At 32.3% G+C, this 15,858-nt stretch carries 19 protein-coding genes; all 19 read left to right on the forward strand.

Annotation, left to right across the window (positions count from 1 at the left end; genetic code table 11):
• Positions 1 to 6 precede the first annotated feature (6 nt).
• The 19 genes from ACREV6_RS14910 to ACREV6_RS15000 all read left to right on the forward strand — a co-directional run bounded on the left by ACREV6_RS14910 (position 7) and on the right by ACREV6_RS15000 (position 15,835).
• Positions 7 to 777, forward strand: coding sequence for an ATP-binding protein (locus ACREV6_RS14910; protein ID WP_431578835.1), 771 nt, complete (start codon positions 7 to 9; stop codon positions 775 to 777).
• A 10-nt stretch (positions 778 to 787) separates the two neighbouring features.
• Complete coding sequence (locus ACREV6_RS14915; protein WP_431578836.1) at positions 788 to 1,978, forward strand: 2-hydroxyacyl-CoA dehydratase family protein; 1,191 nt, start codon at positions 788 to 790, stop codon at positions 1,976 to 1,978.
• Positions 1,978 to 3,516: a 2-hydroxyacyl-CoA dehydratase family protein gene (locus tag ACREV6_RS14920; protein ID WP_431578837.1), complete on the forward strand. Its 1,539-nt coding sequence runs from the start codon at positions 1,978 to 1,980 to the stop codon at positions 3,514 to 3,516. The genes ACREV6_RS14915 and ACREV6_RS14920 overlap by 1 nt, the downstream gene beginning before the upstream one ends.
• Before the next feature lie 15 nt (positions 3,517 to 3,531).
• Positions 3,532 to 4,323, forward strand: a complete 792-nt coding sequence (locus ACREV6_RS14925; RefSeq protein WP_431578838.1) for an acyl-CoA dehydratase activase — start codon at positions 3,532 to 3,534, stop codon at positions 4,321 to 4,323.
• Between the two features lie 198 nt (positions 4,324 to 4,521).
• Positions 4,522 to 5,229 (forward strand): hypothetical protein, encoded by a 708-nt coding sequence (locus ACREV6_RS14930; protein WP_431578839.1) that lies wholly within the window; start codon positions 4,522 to 4,524, stop codon positions 5,227 to 5,229.
• Between the two features lie 507 nt (positions 5,230 to 5,736).
• Positions 5,737 to 6,228: an RNA polymerase sigma factor gene (locus ACREV6_RS14935; protein ID WP_431578840.1), complete on the forward strand. Its 492-nt coding sequence runs from the start codon at positions 5,737 to 5,739 to the stop codon at positions 6,226 to 6,228.
• A complete protein-coding gene (locus ACREV6_RS14940; protein WP_431578841.1) occupies positions 6,225 to 7,403 on the forward strand; it encodes an anti sigma factor C-terminal domain-containing protein in 1,179 nt (392 codons plus the stop codon). Before ACREV6_RS14935 ends, ACREV6_RS14940 begins: the two co-directional genes overlap by 4 nt.
• Positions 7,404 to 8,267: 864 nt before the next feature.
• Positions 8,268 to 8,909 carry an FtsX-like permease family protein gene (locus ACREV6_RS14945; RefSeq protein WP_431578842.1) on the forward strand — a complete coding sequence of 214 codons (642 nt, stop codon included), beginning with the start codon at positions 8,268 to 8,270 and terminating at the stop codon, positions 8,907 to 8,909.
• A 194-nt stretch (positions 8,910 to 9,103) separates the two neighbouring features.
• Positions 9,104 to 9,763, forward strand: a complete 660-nt coding sequence (locus tag ACREV6_RS14950; protein ID WP_431578934.1) for an acyltransferase — start codon at positions 9,104 to 9,106, stop codon at positions 9,761 to 9,763.
• A gap of 191 nt (positions 9,764 to 9,954) precedes the next feature.
• Complete coding sequence (locus ACREV6_RS14955) at positions 9,955 to 10,215, forward strand: TfoX/Sxy family protein (protein WP_431578843.1); 261 nt, start codon at positions 9,955 to 9,957, stop codon at positions 10,213 to 10,215.
• A 147-nt stretch (positions 10,216 to 10,362) separates the two neighbouring features.
• A complete protein-coding gene (locus ACREV6_RS14960) occupies positions 10,363 to 10,854 on the forward strand; it encodes an NUDIX hydrolase (protein ID WP_431578844.1) in 492 nt (163 codons plus the stop codon).
• A gap of 98 nt (positions 10,855 to 10,952) precedes the next feature.
• Entirely contained in the window at positions 10,953 to 11,351 is a 399-nt protein-coding gene (locus tag ACREV6_RS14965; RefSeq protein WP_431578935.1) for a hypothetical protein, read from the forward strand.
• 314 nt (positions 11,352 to 11,665) lie between these two features.
• A complete protein-coding gene (locus ACREV6_RS14970) occupies positions 11,666 to 12,139 on the forward strand; it encodes a GNAT family N-acetyltransferase (protein WP_431578845.1) in 474 nt (157 codons plus the stop codon).
• 518 nt (positions 12,140 to 12,657) lie between these two features.
• Positions 12,658 to 13,326, forward strand: coding sequence for a nucleotidyltransferase family protein (locus tag ACREV6_RS14975; protein WP_431578846.1), 669 nt, complete (start codon positions 12,658 to 12,660; stop codon positions 13,324 to 13,326).
• A gap of 103 nt (positions 13,327 to 13,429) precedes the next feature.
• On the forward strand, positions 13,430 to 13,693 hold the full coding sequence (locus tag ACREV6_RS14980) for a hypothetical protein (protein WP_431578847.1): 264 nt from the start codon (positions 13,430 to 13,432) through the stop codon (positions 13,691 to 13,693).
• A 115-nt stretch (positions 13,694 to 13,808) separates the two neighbouring features.
• Positions 13,809 to 14,270: an AAA family ATPase gene (locus ACREV6_RS14985; RefSeq protein WP_431578936.1), complete on the forward strand. Its 462-nt coding sequence runs from the start codon at positions 13,809 to 13,811 to the stop codon at positions 14,268 to 14,270.
• A 338-nt stretch (positions 14,271 to 14,608) separates the two neighbouring features.
• Entirely contained in the window at positions 14,609 to 15,040 is a 432-nt protein-coding gene (locus ACREV6_RS14990) for a GNAT family N-acetyltransferase (RefSeq protein ID WP_431578848.1), read from the forward strand.
• A 97-nt stretch (positions 15,041 to 15,137) separates the two neighbouring features.
• A complete protein-coding gene (locus ACREV6_RS14995) occupies positions 15,138 to 15,284 on the forward strand; it encodes an Mbeg1-like protein (protein ID WP_431578937.1) in 147 nt (48 codons plus the stop codon).
• A 116-nt stretch (positions 15,285 to 15,400) separates the two neighbouring features.
• Positions 15,401 to 15,835 (forward strand): MarR family transcriptional regulator, encoded by a 435-nt coding sequence (locus tag ACREV6_RS15000; RefSeq protein ID WP_431578849.1) that lies wholly within the window; start codon positions 15,401 to 15,403, stop codon positions 15,833 to 15,835.
• The last annotated feature ends 23 nt before the right edge of the window (positions 15,836 to 15,858 follow it).

The raw sequence follows: 15,858 nt of genomic DNA on the forward strand, positions 1-15,858 counted from the left end.
AATATCATGGAACAAAATGCAAAAATTATTGCAGTTACAGGTAAAGGAGGTGTTGGTAAAACATCACTGTCGGCCGTTATTGTAAAACACCTGACAGAGTCTTTCCCAGATAAACGTATTCTGGCCATTGATGCTGACCCAGCAGTGGGCCTGGCAACTGCACTAGGCATTGAAGTTAAGTCAACCGTTGATGACATACGCAAAGAATTTATTAATAATGTTGAAACGGGTAATACAAATGAAGCAGTAGAAATGCTGGGTAATGCACGTTATAAGATTTTTGACACATTAATAGAACAGCCTGGTTTTTCATTTTTAGCAATAGGCAGACCAGAGTCCGCAGGCTGTTATTGCAAGGTAAACAGCTATTTAAAGGAAGTTATCAAAATATTGGCAGAAAATTACGACTATATCGTAATTGACGGAGAGGCTGGTATAGAACAAGTAAACCGTCGTGTAATGGAAAAAGTTACTCATTTATTGCTTGTCTCAGATGCAAGCAAAAAAGGTATCCAAGTAATAGAAACCATAAACCGTGTTGCAAAAGAGCTAGTGATGTATGATGCTGTTGGCGCTATTATAAATCGTATACCTGGCTGGGACATAAAACAGCATATAGATATTGGTGATATCCCCGTGCTTGCCTATATAGCATCAGATGAAAAACTGGCTACATGTGACATTAAAGGTGAAAATATTATGCTGTTACCTGATAATTCCTTGATTGTACAAGGTACACGTGAGGCACTTATAAAGCTTAATATATTGAAAGGATAGGTATTGCATTATGAAAGATTTGAAGAATCTGCTATATCTTGAAAACCTACTTCAAGACTCTAACAATGACTTGGTCCGCATAGCAAAAGAAAAGGGTGAAATTGCAATCGGCAATGTCTGTTACCAAATTCCAGAGGTTCTTTTAAATTTACCTGGTTGTTTTAGTGTTAGAATGCGTGCACCAAACACAACTTCCATGGAAATGGGCACATATTATATGACAAGTTTGACTTGCGAATACTGTAGGGCTATGTTAGAACGAGCACTCGAGGGTAGTTATCAGTTTCTTGACTGTATATTTGACCCTGCTTCTTGCTCACAGCTTGCTGACTGTATGGAAAATATAGAAGAATTAGGTCTTGGTAATGGCGAAAAGTTCTTTGTTCAACATGTAGATACTCCAATGAAAGATGATGAAAACGGTATTTCTCATATGACACATATGAGTCGTGTTCGTGTGTTAGATAAGTTACGGGAGGTCTTTGGTATAGACACTTCCGATGATGCTTTGCGAAAATCCGTTAAATTGCATAACGAAGTCTGTGGTCTTATTACAGAAATGGGCCAGTATCGAAAACTTGAAAAACCAACTATCACAGGGTATGAATTTGCAGTGTTTACACTTGCAAGCTACTGTTGTCCAAAGGATCTTATATTGCCGTGCCTTAGAGAAACCGTAGAAGAACTTAAAACACGTGCTTCCGATGAAAAAAATCCCTATCGTGTTCGTGTTGTTGTTGCAGGTTCTGAAATTGACGATCCAACTTTCATCAAACTCATTGAGGATTCAGGTGCATATGTAGCGGCAGACCGTTTTTGTTTTGGCTCATTCCCTGGTCGTCAGCAAATTATTTTAAATGATGAAGAAGATGTTCTGACGCAAATTTGCCGTAAAAACGTGACAGAATGCCAGTGTCCCCGTTATATGAATACATCAAAAATTAATGGCAGAAAAGAATATCTGGATAAATTGGCAGGTGAATATAAGGCAGACGGTATCATTTTCCAGCAGATGAATTTTTGCAATTTCTGGGGCTACGAGCGTGCAGGTGCAACCCATATTATGACTCAGGAATATCATTGGCCAGTACTTAGTGTTGACCGCCCCTATGTGGTTGGTAATTCAGGACAGCTCCGTACCCGTATACAGGCTTTTGTTGAGCGTATAGAACTAAAAAAGCTGCAGGGAGGTAATGATTGATGGGAAAGGAAATTAACAGTGAGGCACTGGGCAAATTCTATAAAGGTGGCAAAACCCGTACTCGCCGTGAGTGGCGTGGACTGAGCGATACTTGGTATGATTATACACGTTGGCTTTTGAATTGGGGGCAAATGATAAAACTTTTGTTAAATCGGCAGTGTTTTAAAGCTTTTTTCCGGTACCGCTATATGCAGAACTATCTTGCAGTTCCTGATTTCTTGGATAGGCATACCGAGGGTTTACGTGGACCACAGTTAAGAGTTGCACATAAAGAATTTGACTTTATAGTGGCGCATATGTGTGAAACAATGAAACTTATTTTTGAAGCTGACCTGCGTATTGGTGGTGATCCAAAAAAAAGTAAAAAGATTGTGATTATTGATGAAAATATGATGAGTCAAGTTATGAATGGATTTCCTAACCTTCATGCTGTTTGTATGCAGGTTCCACCAATTTACACAGCTTCTACAATGCAGCAAAATGGTGTGGTGCATTACATTGATAAAGCTCAAGAATTTGGAATTCCCGGTGATGTTTGCCCAATGCCGGCAGCTGAACTTGGTGTTGCCCTTGAGGACGACTATCCAATCTGTGGTATTTGTGCATTGCAGTGTAATACTACCTGCGATGGTTCGCTTATGGGTAATGGAATAGAAGAACGAAGATATAATTTACCTACATTCCAAATAGCTGTCCCAATACGATATACTGACCCTGCAACAAAAGATTACGGGGCAAATGAAATTAAAAATGCTATAAAGTTTATAGAGAAGCAGACAGGTGAAAAGTTTGACTGGGATTATTATTTTAAAGTAATGAAAACTTTCAATAAAGAAACTGAATATTTTTGTGATTGGTTGGATATCAGCCGTACAAAATATCCACAGGTTATCGGCAACAACGTTGCACTTTATAGAGATGCCTATTATCAGGTAGCAGGCGGTCGAGACGAAGCATTTTTGCAAAATGAAAAAGCGATCTGTGAAATTATGATGAAAGCATACCATGAAAAAACCCCTGTTGTTTCACAAGTTCGTCATAGAGCAATTCTTTGGGGTGTTCAGGCACAGTATTATTCAGCATTCCCACTTTGGCTACAAAACTGCTGGGGCATTGTACCACTAATAGATATGCTAAGTCTTACATCTACTGAGCAATACAGTACTACAGATAAGCAGCAGGCATATTATGACTTGGCAGATCTTTATGCAAAAGAAAATATGCGTAACCGTTCAGAGGGAGGTTATCAGGTTGGAGTTGAAGATTTGTGGCATTTTTGCAGTGAGTTTGATGCCAATGTTGTTATTATGTATGAACATATTGGTTGTAAATCCATGGCAGGCTATCATGGACTATTTGAGCAAGAAGCACAAAAACGAAATCTGCATTTAATTTGGGTTACACATGGTTTGATGGATCCTCGCAAGGCTTCAAGGCAAAATATGCGTACAGAAGTAAATCGCTATATGCGTATAATTTTAAAGGAAGAGCCGCTGGATGCATCTCTTGAAGAATTTGATGATGGTAATGCGTGGTAAAAAGGAGAGGGGAAAATGAAGTATTTTGGTGGTTGCGATGTAGGTTCTACCTACACAAAAGCAGTAATTTTAGATGAATTTGGGAAGATTGTAGCAGATACTACAATCCGCAGTAAAATTAATTCTCAGCAGTCTGCAAAGGTTGCTATGGATGAAGTTTTGACGAATATTGGACTTAAGACTTCTGAGGAGCTTTGTTATTTAATAGGCACAGGATATGGTAGAAATAAAGTTCAGTTTGCAGATGAAAATATCTCGGAAATTTCATGTCATGCAATGGGAGTCCATATTACAGATCCTAATATAAAAGCTATCATTGATATAGGCGGACAGGATGTAAAGGGCATTTCTATTGATAATGATGGTACTGTTATAAACTTTGCAATGAATGACAAATGCGCTGCTGGTACGGGCCGCTTTTATGAGGCTATGGCACGTAGTTTTGAAATGACTTTGCCTGAGTTTTCAAAACTATCACTAACAGCAAAAAATGTAATTCCAATTACGGCACAGTGCACAGTGTTTGCCGAGTCTGAAGTTATTACACTTGTTGGAGAAAATAAACCGATGAACGAAATCGCTGCTGGTATTCAGATGGCTGTGGCAAAACGCTGCTTTGTAATGGCAAAAAAAGCAGGTGCTACTCATAGTATTACACTAACAGGAGGATGTGCAAAAAATGATGGTTTGAAAAAAGCCATTGAGCAAGTACTTCGCTTAAAAGTAATAGAGCTTACTACAGACCCACAGCTTATGGGTGCACTTGGTGCAGCAGAATATGCACGTCAAAAAGGCTTATCTAAATAATAAGGAGGTTGTTTTATGGCTATTTTTTTAAAGACTATAAGCATTATGTCAATCGTATTTTTGGGGCTATTTTTTATGAGTCTGATTGTTTATTTTTTTAATTTAGATATGAAGGCATCATCAAAAATGCAACCGCTTATTAACAAATGGTACGATGGACATAAGCGTAGACCATTGCCATAACACACAGATAATAAAATGAATATATATAATGAACAGATATCAAATGTTTTAAAACTATTGAATTCAGAAACAGGGCAAAGGCTTGAAACAAACGGCAACCTTTGGCAAGATGTAGGCAAGCAAAATCTCGTATTGCGCGCAGAGATGTCTTATGAGCTTGGAGCAGGTACACTGCCAGCTGTTAGTTTTTTAGGAGTAACCTCATCTAAGGCGCTTGTGCCAACTGATAGCGCAATCCTTTGTGGGCAAGATTTGCCCGAAATCAGCACAGATACACCCTATGCCAGAATAACCTTATTACGTATTGATGATGAGCTTCTAGGCACAGGTGAGGCAATATATGATGCAATGCGTCACTTTGCAAATACACGCTATAAAGTAAACCCAAAAGGTTTTATGAGTCGTATTTCTACAAGTAATAATCATGAACCTGCTCGGGTAAGTAAGAGCGCTTTGGAAGAGGGATTGAGCTTTTCTAAGGTGGCTAGGTTGTTTTTAGATGCCTATAAAGCTCACCTAGAGGTAATTGCGGTACAGACCATTTTTGTAACGCTGCCAAATTTTAATTACGGTGAATTGGTGAAGCTGGCACAAAAAAATGATCAAATCACAACTGCGCTTGACCACATTTTGCGTGATGTAAAAATGGATTGTGCAAGCTGCAAGCTACAATCAATATGCAACGAAGTCGAAGGTATGAAGGAACTTCACTTTTTAGCCTAAGGGTAACTGTTACTTGGGATAAACTGGAATTTAGAGTGAGCATCAGTGGCTTCAGTAGAAGCTATTGGTGCTTATTTTGCTGTAGCAAGCTCAGGTATTTTGCATCTTTCTTATATGACGTCGTAACTACTAAAGAGATAATAACTACCAAGTTTATTACATACGTCAGTGTTTCGAATATTGATATATCCCAATATCTCTATCAAAACAACAAAAGCCACATGATGGATATCAATTTCATCTTGTGGCTCATTTTTATTAGATATGTCTGCTGTACCGTATAATCTGATTCATTGAAATGTTCTTATAGAAGCTTAGGATAAAAAATAAAATCTTTGAAAGACAAGGAGTATATGATAAAAAAGCATATATAGTTAGTCGGCTAAAGACGATAAATATTGATAAGTTAGAAATTGATGTTTCTTTATTTTTTAAAAAATAAAATTGGAATATAGTGTAACATAAATGGTAGTGGTTCGTTTATTAAGTGAAAGGGGTGAGACTTTTGTGAAAAATGATGAGTTTGAGATTTTATACAACAGATATAGTACCGAATTATATATTTACGCCATTTCCCTATGTAAAGACCATAATTTATCCCAAGACTTAGTAAGTGAAACATTCTGTAAAGCCTTATTATCTATTGACAGCAGTACGAAATATATTAAATTTTGGATGTTTAGGGTGTGTAAAAATCTATATTTAGACTATTTAAGGAAAAATAAATACTTACAGGATATTGATATAAATTTTAATAAACTATTAGTTGAAGAAAATGCATTAGAAAAAATCATATTAAGTGAAGAACGCAGAAGGATTTATTATGAGGTTTTAAAACTACAGCCTTCTTATAAGGAAATAATCACTTTGTATTACTATTGCGATTTAAGTTTACAGGAAATCTCGTCGATAGTTGGAATTTCCCAAGGTTCTGCGAGAACTTTGCTATTTAGAGCAAGAAAAAAATTGAAAGTATTTTTAGAGGAGGAAATAAAATGAATTTTAAAAGTCAATTGGAAAAATATAAAAACGGAAATGCTTCTGCTGAAGAAATTAAATTAATTAAAGAAGAATTGAACAAATATGAGGCAATTGAGGATTATTTATCTGAAAGCTATGATTTGAGTTTTCAAAATGAAATTTCAAACGAAACTATCAAAAATGAAAATAATTTTGTTAAAAATAGCGTAAATAAGAAATTACGCAAGATGATATTAGCTTCTGTAGCTATTGTGTTTTCAATTTTATTCGCTTTTTCTTATATAGTTCTCCCTATTATAGGCAGTTTTTACTACAACCCATCTAAAAAGGAAGTAGGTAAATTTCATGAAGATTCATATTTTGACTTAAAAGCTTTTACTGAACTGAATTCACCAGGCTATGCAATTGCTTCTGCAAGTTCAGAGAATTTAGGATTTGGAAAATATAATATATACTTTGAACGACTAAATTTATTTAATCGTGAAATAAAGAATGTTAATGTTAATATTGAAAGGAATATTAGAATAGGTAACCTTGAGAATTACTTTGCCAATAGTTTTTTGGAGTTTAAAGACCATACACAACCAAATTCTAATAACAAATTAATTGAAATACAAAATGAAAAAGTTATTAATTATATCAAGGAATTAAACCATGTTTCTTATATTTCTTCCTATATAAAATTGAAGGAGAATTTAAGTTTAAAGGAATTTGATGAATTAAAAAAAAGGTATAATGATAAAGTTAGTTTCAAGTGGGTAGCAGTACGCACTGAAAATGAAGCTAAGTCTCAAAGTTACCTATCAGGCTTCAACCCAGATTATAATAATATACCAATTAGTGAAGATACTGCAAATAAAAATAAGTATCCCTATCTACAATTAGGAGATTACTGGACGGATGGATGGGATAAGGTAAAACCTAATGATTCAATGGTAGTATTATATACTAAACATTTCACTTCACTGCTAAGATATATGATTGATAGAGAAAATGCAGTTAAGGCATTAGACAATAATGAGATTAAAATAGAATATTATAAAAATGCTTTAAATTATGTTGAGAAGAATGGAATAAATATTTATGGACTTTTAATTTGTGGTGAATCAAGAGATTTATTAAAATTTATAGATGAACAAAATATAAAAACTATAGAAATCAAGGGTGTTTTACCTTCAAAATATATAAATTAATAGTTCCTCATTCTTGATTTAAAGTAAGTCGTTTTGTTCCTAAACTGCGCCACAATTGTAGATTAGATTGTATAAATCCAAGAAAAACGATGCATACAACTTTGTGTTTTATATTGAACTAAAAAAGGGGGTATCACTATATTTTAACATGAAAGAGATGGTACAAAAGATATGAAAGTATTTGTAACAAGTAAATGCCCTGGGGTGCTTATTTTTGCATTAATGTAAAAATAAGATATTTATAAATGAAGAAGCTTAGTCCTGCGCTACTAGCTCTGAAAATTGTCATTTTATCAATACTATTAAAATATAGCCTTATTTTTCTAAAATATAGCCTTATTTTTCTAAGGGTAACTGTGACTTGGGATAAACTGGAATTCGGAGTGAGCACCAGTGGCTGTAGTAGAAGCTATTGGTGCTTATTTTGCTGTAAATTCTAGCACTGAAAAATAAATTGAAAATTATCAAATAGCAAGCTCAGGCAAGCCTTCGTAAGCACCCCAGGGGTGTAAATCTTGGAAATTTGGAAATAATCAATAACAAGAAAATAGAGTGAAGATTATGATTATGCCAATCATAAAAAGAAAATGGTATCCTGGTACAAGTGTTTTGTTATGAATAAAAGGGAATGAAATGGGTTATTTTATAGAAAATTAGGAAAAAATGGGTTATAATATAATTGAAGTATAGTGATTTATATGCAATTCTAAAAGTAGATTTATCACGATAAATCATTATGACATTATCAAAGGATGGAATAAATTTGATATCAAAGTATATTTCTCAGTAAAAGAGTTATGTCAAACTTGTAAAGAATCATGAAGTAAAGATTATTTACAATAGAATAAAAGAGGTAGAATAATTATGAGGATTAATACTATAAATTTATTATTTAAAGATGCTTCAAAAAATATTAGCAGAAATGCTACTATTAGCGTGGCCTCCATTGCTACAATAATGTCAACGTTATTTATTTTAGGACTATTTGTGCTGTTCATGTTGAATCTTAAAATAGTAATGATTGGTGTTTATTCTCAATTTAATGGGTTACAAGGTATAGATAAAATTAATAGTGGTCAAAACATTCCGAAGGAATTTTTGGTGAGAATTAAAATAATTCAATGGTTAGAAGTGATTATTTTCCCTATACTTATAGCCGTAATATTTTTTTTAATTAAATTTGCAATGAAACTTGCTATATATCCAAGACTTAAGGAAATTAGTATAATGCAATATCTTGGTGCAACAGATTGGTTTATTAGATTGCCATTTATTTTTGAGGGAATGATAATCGGATTTTTAGGAGCAGTATCCGGAGTAATAGCACTCTATTTATTATATGTTTTTGTATTTAGACAAATAACTTCTTATCCTGCAACAATGTTAATTAATTTTATAAATCCTTATTTTATATTCACAACTTTATCATGGAGTTTTATACTTATTGGCATAATTCTAACTACTATAGCAAGTTTTTTGGTTATAAAAAAGTTCTTAATAGTTTAAAAAAAGACATCTGGTTGGTAAGTTTCATGCTGTAATTATAATAAAGATATGCAGAGTCCTAACTATCTTTTTACTTTGAATTATTCTTTTCATTTTCTTTTTTCAGCTTTATCTGAATGGGTTACTTGTAATGACATATTCTTATTTTGCGTTACACTGGTAAAAAATGACGAAATACATTAAGGAGGATTATGATGGGCATTTCCGTTGATGAACTTTTTACATTGAGAGAATTAGACGCACAAGCAATATTTGGAGGGGTTAAGCATCCTTGGGAAGTTCTTACAAGAATTAATACTTTCATTTTTGAGTACGCAAAAACTCTGCCAAATGATTTTGAAAGAATAGAGGAATTTATATGGGTTGGCAAAGGCACTACTATTGAAAAAAGTGTTCTGATAAAAGGTCCAGCGATTATCGGTTATAATTGCGAAATCAGGCATTCCGCTTACATTAGAGAAAATGTTATCATTGGTAATGATGTTGTCGTTGGAAACTCAACTGAAATTAAAAATTCAATTCTCTTTAATAAAGTGCAGGTTCCGCATTATAATTATGTTAGTGATTCAATATTAGGGTATAAATCCCATTTGGGGGCAGGTGTAATAACCTCTAATTTAAAGTCCAATGGAACGTTAGTAAAAGTAAAATATGGTACAGAAATTATTGAAACTGGTTTAAGGAAATTTGGTGCAATTTTAGGTGATTCATCGGAAGTAGGATGTAATACAGTTTTAAACCCAGGGACAATATTAGGAAAAGGTAGTATTGTTTATCCATTATGTTCTGTGAGGGGTTATATTCCAGAGAATAGTATTTTGAAAAATAGTGGTGAAATTGTAGAGAGAAAATAAAGTCAAGGAACCAGAATATTGTATTATTTCAGAAGTGAATTTTACTGTACTGGAAAAAGGGTTGATTATTTAGAGTGCCAGAATGCTTAGTCTATTTCGCAATATTCTTATCTTGCAACACAACAGTAAGAAAATGTGACATATGAATGATGTAGGCAACTCAATAAATAGTAATTTGAAGGGATGTTATTATGGGAGAATTATCAAAACTACCTAATATCGGAAAAGAAGTTGAAAGGCAATTGAATATAATAGGCATATTTGCTTATGATGAATTAAAAGATATTGGCACAGAACAGGCGTGGCTGAAAATACAAGAAATTGATGCTTCTGCGTGTATTCATAGATTATTAGCACTGGAAGGTGCAATTCAAGGTGTTAAGAAAATGGACTTACCGCAGGAACGAAAATCAGACCTAAAAGATTTTTATAATTGGCATAAATGTAAATAGTAATTTCTGATGGTGGAATGAGAGAGATTTTATTGAAATTATTGAAGAAAAGATTTTAACTAAAGAATTAAGTATAGATAAAACTGTAGATATAATAATGAATGATATAGTGGAGAGATAAATTCCAATTTAGGGAGATGTTGGGGAATGGAATTATGGGATGCATATAGAGAAGATGGAACACTTGCTGGTTGTACTTTAGTTAGGGGTGAGGTAATCCCTGATGGTTTATTTCATTTGGTAAGTGAAATAATAGTTAGGCATGGAGATGGTATGTTTCTACTTATGCAAAGAGATTTAAAAAAGCCCAATTTTCCAGGTTTGTATGTAGCAAGTGCAGGTGGTAGTGCAGTGGTAGGTGAGAAACCTTATGCTACTGCAATCAGGGAACTCAGAGAAGAAACAGGTGTTGAAGCACCAAAATTAGAGGAGATATACAGATGTATGAGCAAGGATACTATATATTATGGCTATCTATGTAAAACTAATTGTGATAAAGATTCAATTACGCTTCAAGAAGGTGAGACAATATACTATTTGTGGCTGACAAAAGAAGAATTCTTTAAGTTTATTGAATCAGATAAGTATATGCAGAGTCATAAAGAAAGAATGAGTGAATACTTAGATACAATTAGATGAATTAGAAATTCAATTTAAGGTTGAGTAATATAAATGGTAATATTTACAGAGGAGATATTATGATTGAACTATTATTATCATATGCTATTTTGTTATATGTGGGATTGGTGTCTGATGAAGAATATAAAGAATATCTTGATGCACTTTTCTTAAAACATTCGGATAATGATTTGCTATTAGAATTGGAGTTGAGAACTTCCGATATAGAAGGAACAATTAAAATTATTTTCAACTACTGTTTAGAGAATGATGTTGATTATGATACTTTTGGCTGTTTTTTGATTAGTAAATTAGAAGAAATTTATTATCAAGATGATATGGATATACGCTTCTTTGGATCAAAAATGTACTCAATATGGAGAGTGTTGCCATCTGATATTGAGCATAAAGAACCATTTTGGACTTTGTGTTATGCTGATGATCCTTTGTCATGGGGAGATGAACTGCAAACAGAGGAACTTTATCAAAAGATGTTTCAGTATTATAAGGAACGGTAAATTCCAATTTGTAGAGTTGAAGTAATATAATTTTAGATTCAGTTCTGTCGTATCTTTCTTATTTTGCGTCACAACGGTAGTTCAAGGCCAAGTAAGGATTATTTTCTTCAACTAATATGCGAGTTAATTAGCATGCTACGTTATGGGTTTAACTGAATTGTTATCCCCCCCTGAAGTTTTTTATTTGTTAGGGCATGTAACCCCCACTTATAGAAGTGGGGACTTTCCTTCTGAAATGTCGTTAAATAATATAAAAGAATTGAAAACATGTATTGAAAAATAAGGAGCTGTAAGTTCTATTTTGAGGGGGATTTATGATGGAGAATAAGACTGGAAATTATGAATTTAGAAAAGTTTCAAACAATAATGTGGAGGATATGCTTACATGGAAATATGAAGGGATTTATTCATTTTTTGATAATGACTTCTCACAAGGTAAGATAGATTATGTCAAAAGTTTTCCTACAGATAATAATGTGTATGCAATTTATAATGGGAAAAATGTACTTGTGGGCAACTGTGCTCTTTATCTTAATGATAAGGTTACTTTTTCAATTCAAATAAGACCAAATTTAACTAGCCAAGGTATGGGCAAAGAATTTTTAGAAGCATTCTTGTCATTTGCTAAGGTAAAATATAACTTGAAAAGCATAGGGCTTTCTGTTGTTAAATTTAATGAAAGAGCCATAAGACTTTATAAAAGTCTAAATTTTATAGCTGTTAATGAATTTATTGGAAAAACAGTTAATGGTGAAATGGAATTCATAACTATGGAAAAAGAATTGTAGTTATTATCTTAATATGTTTTTGAAAATAAGAAAAAGGGTATGTTGGATTTAAATCAATATAGTAGATTCTAAGAAGATGAACAGCTGCGTAGGTTATTCTTTATAAGAGTAAGCTTTGCCAGGTACCTTTACCTAGAAATAATACTTCTGGTCCACATATGCCATACATCGAAATGCCTAGTATGTCCTGAAGCTTTTTAATTGCGCTTATGGTTAGTGTATCACTACATACACCAAACCCTTCCCTTCATTCATATATATAAGTCAAAGCATCATCTTCGATGATGCAATATTAACGACTTCAGAAGGAAGTTTATACTCCAATTAAGGTTTTTTTCTTTGTTGCAGTATTATTTAGATAAGAGTGTTTTATTTTTTAGGAAGTATACTTATTGTGACGGTTATAGATTTGTAAAAACAGTATTTAATGGTATAATATCCTTAAAAGTTCCATCTCATTGGTAAATTATTGTGCAATTAAAGATTATTTATAAACAACCTAAAAAGGGGAAGATTGTATGAAATGTTTAGCAAATATTGAAGCAAATCAAATTATATTAAGCATAGAGAACATTGAGACAAAAGAATTAAAAAATACAGTATGTGCAGCCTTTTTTAAGGAAATAAACGGTAAATATGTTAAGACATTTTCAAAAGACTATCCAGAGGTAGAATTGATTCAAAAGAATTTTCCAAGAATGGCAGAGACGATGTTTACAGGAAGAAATTCAAATTGGAGGAAATCACTAATATCATTTGCAGATGTATGTAAACAGAAGAATATAGAATGGTATTTATCAGGGAGTTGTTGTGAAGCGGTCAGAGGTATGCCGATAAATCCTCATGATATTGATGTACATATTTTTACTGAACAATTTTATGATGTGCGTGATGTATTCCCTGAGTATATAATGGAACCATTTCAAGATTTGGGAAACTCATGGACAGTGAGATATTTCGGTAGATTATGTGTTGAAGGAATTCAAATGGATGTGGCTGCAGATGAAAAAGCAAATTTAAATAATCATGAATATAGTAGCGTAGACTGGAATGGAATCCAGATATTATTGGAACCTGTTGAATTAAGACTTGAAATTGAAAAAGTACGAAATAGAAAAGATCGAATTGATATGATTTTGGATTACATTAATAGACAAGAAATTGTTAATAAGCAACACACAAAATGAGCATGTACATACATAATAATACGGATGATTCATAGATTGTTCAGTTACCGCAAACCTATGATTAATGAACAATTGATTAGGGTAAATTAAGGATGATTAATTAATGAAATATATAATAACATTTATACTTTTGTTAATAGGTCTTATATTTGGAAAGTTAGTGCTGAAACAGTCAAATAAGAATTATGATTTAAATTTACTCATACTTGCTGTTGTTTTCTTTGTTCTTGGTTCAAAAACAGAAGTGTTTAGAAGCAATGATTTTAATTATAATATTATGCTTTCAAATATAGTACCCCCTTTTATTTTAGGGGTTTTAATAAGAAGGTATATAAACAACCATTTATATAAAAAATATAAAGTTTAGGTTGCTTCGGAATATTCTTATATGTCGTCGTAACTACTAAATGAAATAGCTACCAAGTATTTTTACATGTATGTAAAATAAGCTACTGATTCATATAACTTTAAATATAGATTATATAAAAGATGTAAACTTTAATAATTGGGAAGGTTTGTTTAAACTAATTCCTGATTGTACTAGTAAAGAAAAACTTGTTATTGTGATAGATGAATTTCAATATTTATGTACAATAAACAAAGCATTCCCTAGTATCTTCCAAAGAATATGGGATGAAAATTTAAAGAGTAAAAATGTAATGATAATAATATGTGGATCATACATGAGCATGATGGAGACACTAACCCTTTCATACAACAGTCCTCTATATGGTAGACGAACTGCCCAAATAAAATTAGCTCCACTAACGTTCAAAGAAACCAAAGACTTTTATAATAACATTACTTTAGAGGAACAAGTATTAAGATATAGTATAACTGGTGGAGTGCCTAAATATATAGAGATATTTAAAAATTATGGCCACCTGTTTAAATCAATAGAAAAGAACATTTTAAACGTGGCGAAGTTATTTTATTCAGTTTAAGCTAAAAACTTAAAAAATAATGATATAGTAAAGGACAAATACGATAAAATATTGCTTACCTTAGGTTCATGGCCAATAACTCCTGATTTTGAAAGGAAGCTATGTTAAAGCTTGTATATGATAAAAACACAAGAAGAATACTTGGAGGACAAATAATATCTGAAGAGGACTTGACTCAGCATATGAATACTTTATCTGTGGTAATATAAAACAATATGACCATAGAAGGTTTTGGTTAATTCGTTGTTTTTTTGTATATTTAACCATAAATTATAGCTAACATAAGAGTAAAATGTGTTGAATAAAATTTATCTATATAATAGGGGGTTTGAATAGACATGGATATAAGATACAACGCTCCAGCAGCTATAGAATATATTTCTTTGAGGGTGAAAACTGGAATGGGAACGAAAGATTTATTAAAAACAGAGATTGCATTGAAACACTCATTGTTTATTGTTTGTTTGTGGGATGGTGGTAAGTTAATTGGTTTTGGAAGAATTGTAGGTGATCAAGGTATAACATATGTTGTTTCTGATGTTATGGTAGATCCTGATTATCAACGAAATGGTCTAGGAAAAGTGATTATGAAAGAAGTAGATGCATTTTTAAACAAAAATACAGATGAAAATTCTTATGTGACTTTAATTGCAAACAGACCTGCAGATAGACTATACTCTCAATTTGATTTTGATTATGTAGATCCGAAGTCCTGTGGCATGAAAAGAAAGCAGATTAAAGGGGACACATATTTAGAGGTATATCATTAGTGAAAGTTATATAAAAAACTTTCACTAATGATATAATAATTAAGCCTTTATATATAAAAGGAACTTATATGCAAAATATATTTGAAGGGTATCAAAAATTCTCGGCAAAATCAGGACATTGATACCAAAGTCCTCAGTTGCGGGCATGATGTTGGAGCGGGGAGAGAAATACAAGGTAGTGAGCAGCTGTGATATTATACAATCAATGAGGATTTTAGTTTATTACTTTCTAAAAACAGACTAAAAAAACTATTGAGAAAAAAATTGATATTTAAAATCAAAAAGTAATTGACAATACTCTATGCTTATGTTAAATTAAGTTTATAAACAAGTTCATACGCGAACGAATGAGGTGAGGAAATGCAAGATAAATGTATTATTAGAAAGATTAATGATATTTGTAATATTTCTGATAAATATATTATAAAAAGAATAAATGAAGAAAGATTACCAATTTTGAGGAATCATGTTCCATTATTCTATATTCTTTCAGGAGATGGAACCCCCTTGCTTTTTAACGAAATAGCAAAAATTTGGAAAATTTCTAAATCCTCTTTATCAGATATTATCTTAAAGTATGAGAATCAAGGATTAATTAAAAAGTGTAGTTGTTCTGAAGATAAAAGGAGTGTATACATAAGTTTAACTCCTGAAGCTAATATTATTAAGAAAAAACTATACGAAATTGAAGATGAATTTTTAAGTTTATTACAAAAGAATTTTGATAAAGACCAATGGAATACTTTTGAAAATGACATAGGAAAAGCTTTAAGCAATATTGAAAGAATACTGTAAAAGTTTTTTTCAATACATTATAG

This window comes from Clostridium sp. (assembly GCF_050717515.1).
Taxonomy (GTDB): domain Bacteria; phylum Bacillota; class Clostridia; order Clostridiales; family Clostridiaceae; genus Clostridium_AD.